Source organism: Sphingomonas sp. DC4900, assembly GCF_049896485.1.
Taxonomy (GTDB): domain Bacteria; phylum Pseudomonadota; class Alphaproteobacteria; order Sphingomonadales; family Sphingomonadaceae; genus Sphingomonas; species Sphingomonas aquatilis.
This window is the reverse complement of the sequence record NZ_JAFCUK010000032.1, coordinates 1-2,500: the sequence shown is the minus strand read 5'-3', so window position 1 is coordinate 2,500 and position 2,500 is coordinate 1. Positions and strand designations below refer to the sequence as shown.

Genomic DNA, 2,500 nt, shown 5'->3' with positions numbered 1-2,500 from the left:
ATGGGTCTGTGACTTAATGTATCAAGCAAGCTTAAGCCGATAGGTGTAGGCGCAGCGAAAGCGAGTCTGAATAGGGCGACTTAGTTTGATGTATTAGACCCGAAACCCGGCGATCTAGGCATGACCAGGATGAAGGTGCGGTAACACGCACTGGAGGTCCGAACCGATTAACGTTGAAAAGTTACCGGATGAGTTGTGTTTAGGGGTGAAAGGCCAATCAAGCCGGGAAATAGCTGGTTCTCCGCGAAAACTATTGAGGTAGTGCCTCGAGCGGACACCCTAGGGGGTAGAGCACTGGATGGATGCGGGGGTCGCGAGATCTACCAACTCTAACCAAACTCCGAATACCTAGGAGTGATACTCGGGAGACAGACGGCGGGTGCTAAGGTCCGTCGTCAAAAGGGAAACAGCCCTGACCTACAGCTAAGGTCCCCAAGTCGTGTCTAAGTGGGAAAGCATGTGGAAATCCCAAAACAACCAGGAGGTTGGCTTAGAAGCAGCCATCCTTTAAAGAAAGCGTAACAGCTCACTGGTCTAAACAAGGGTTTCTGCGGCGAAGATGTAACGGGGCTCAAGACACGCACCGAAGCTTAGGGTGTGTACTTTGTACACGCGGTAGCGGAGCGTTCCGTACGCCTGTGAAGCGATCTGGTAATGGGTCGTGGAGGTATCGGAAGTGCGAATGCAGACATGAGTAGCGATAAAGAGGGTGAGATGCCCTCTCGCCGAAAGACCAAGGGTTCCTGCGCAAGGCTAATCCGCGCAGGGTGAGCCGGCCCCTAAGACGAGCCCGAAGGGGGTAGTCGATGGGAACCACGTTAATATTCGTGGGCCTGGTGGTGTGTGACGGATGGTGTGTGTTGTCTGACCTTATCGGATTGGTCAGGCTTCGAAACTGTCCCAGGAAATAGCCCCACCGTATAGACCGTACCCGAAACCGACACAGGTGGTCTGGTAGAGTATACCAAGGCGCTTGAGAGAAGTGTCCTGAAGGAACTCGGCAAATTGCCTCCGTACCTTCGGAAGAAGGAGGCCCCACGTAAGCGCAAGCTCTCGTGGGGGGCACAGGCCAGGGGGTAGCGACTGTTTAGCAAAAACACAGGGCTCTGCTAAGTCGGCTTCAAGACGACGTATAGGGCCTGACGCCTGCCCGGTGCCTGAAGGTTAAGTGGAGGGGTGCAAGCTCTGAAATGAAGCCCAGGTAAACGGCGGCCGTAACTATAACGGTCCTAAGGTAGCGAAATTCCTTGTCGGGTAAGTTCCGACCTGCACGAATGGCGTAACGACTTCCCCACTGTCTCCAGGACATGCTCAGCGAAATTGAATTCTCCGTGAAGATGCGGAGTACCCGCGGTTAGACGGAAAGACCCCGTGCACCTTTACTGCAGCTTCAGAGTGGCATTAGGAAAGAACTGTGTAGCATAGGTGGGAGGCTTTGAAGCATTGGCGCCAGCCGGTGTGGAGCCATAGGTGAAATACCACCCTGTTGTTTTCTGATGTCTAACCTCGCACCGTTAGCCGGTGCAGGGACCCTCTGTGGCGGGTAGTTTGACTGGGGCGGTCGCCTCCTAAAGAGTAACGGAGGCGCGCGATGGTGGGCTCAGGCCGGTTGGAAACCGGCTGTTAGAGTGCAATGGCATAAGCCCGCCTGACTGCGAGACTGACAAGTCGAGCAGAGACGAAAGTCGGTCATAGTGATCCGGTGGTCCCTCGTGGAAGGGCCATCGCTCAACGGATAAAAGGTACGCCGGGGATAACAGGCTGATAACCCCCAAGAGCTCATATCGACGGGGTTGTTTGGCACCTCGATGTCGGCTCATCACATCCTGGGGCTGGAGCAGGTCCCAAGGGTTTGGCTGTTCGCCAATTAAAGTGGTACGTGAGCTGGGTTCAGAACGTCGCGAGACAGTTTGGTCCCTATCTGCCGTGGGCGTCGAAATTTGAGAGGAGTTGACCCTAGTACGAGAGGACCGGGTTGAACGTACCTCTGGTGTACCTGTCGTCGTGCCAACGGCGCAGCAGGGTAGCTATGTACGGACGGGATAACCGCTGAAAGCATCTAAGCGGGAAGCCTCCCTCGAGATAAGATTTCATAGGACGGTCGGAGACCACGACCTTGATAGATCGGATGTGGAAGTGCGGTAACGCATGGAGCTAACCGATACTAATTGTCCTATTCGCGCTTGAGAGGACACACCATCAATGACAACCCTGGGTTGTCGACGATAGGCGTGGATGTCAGCGTCGAACGCCAGATACATATTCCAGTAACAGTGCACGCATCGATTTGAACCAGCTGACCCACTAGTACGACACGCATGAAGCGTGCCGCACTAGCGGCTCAGCTCCCGCACACGCTTCATTGCCTGGTGGCTATAGCGTCGGTGTCCCACCCGATCCCATCCCGAACTCGGCCGTGAAACCCGACTGCGCCAATGGTACTACTGCCTAAGCAGTGGAAGAGTAGGTCGTCGCCAGGCATTGAAGCCTGTGCGGGAAA

The 2,500-nt window shown here is 55.0% G+C and carries 2 rRNA genes (1 of these 2 cut by a window edge); both read left to right on the top strand.

Annotated features, from left to right (window positions below):
- Positions 1 to 2,188, top strand: a 23S ribosomal RNA gene (locus ACP690_RS17895) (it extends 609 nt beyond the left edge of the window).
- A gap of 177 nt (positions 2,189 to 2,365) precedes the next feature.
- A 5S ribosomal RNA gene (gene rrf / locus ACP690_RS17890) occupies positions 2,366 to 2,480 on the top strand.
- Positions 2,481 to 2,500: the final 20 nt, after the last annotated feature.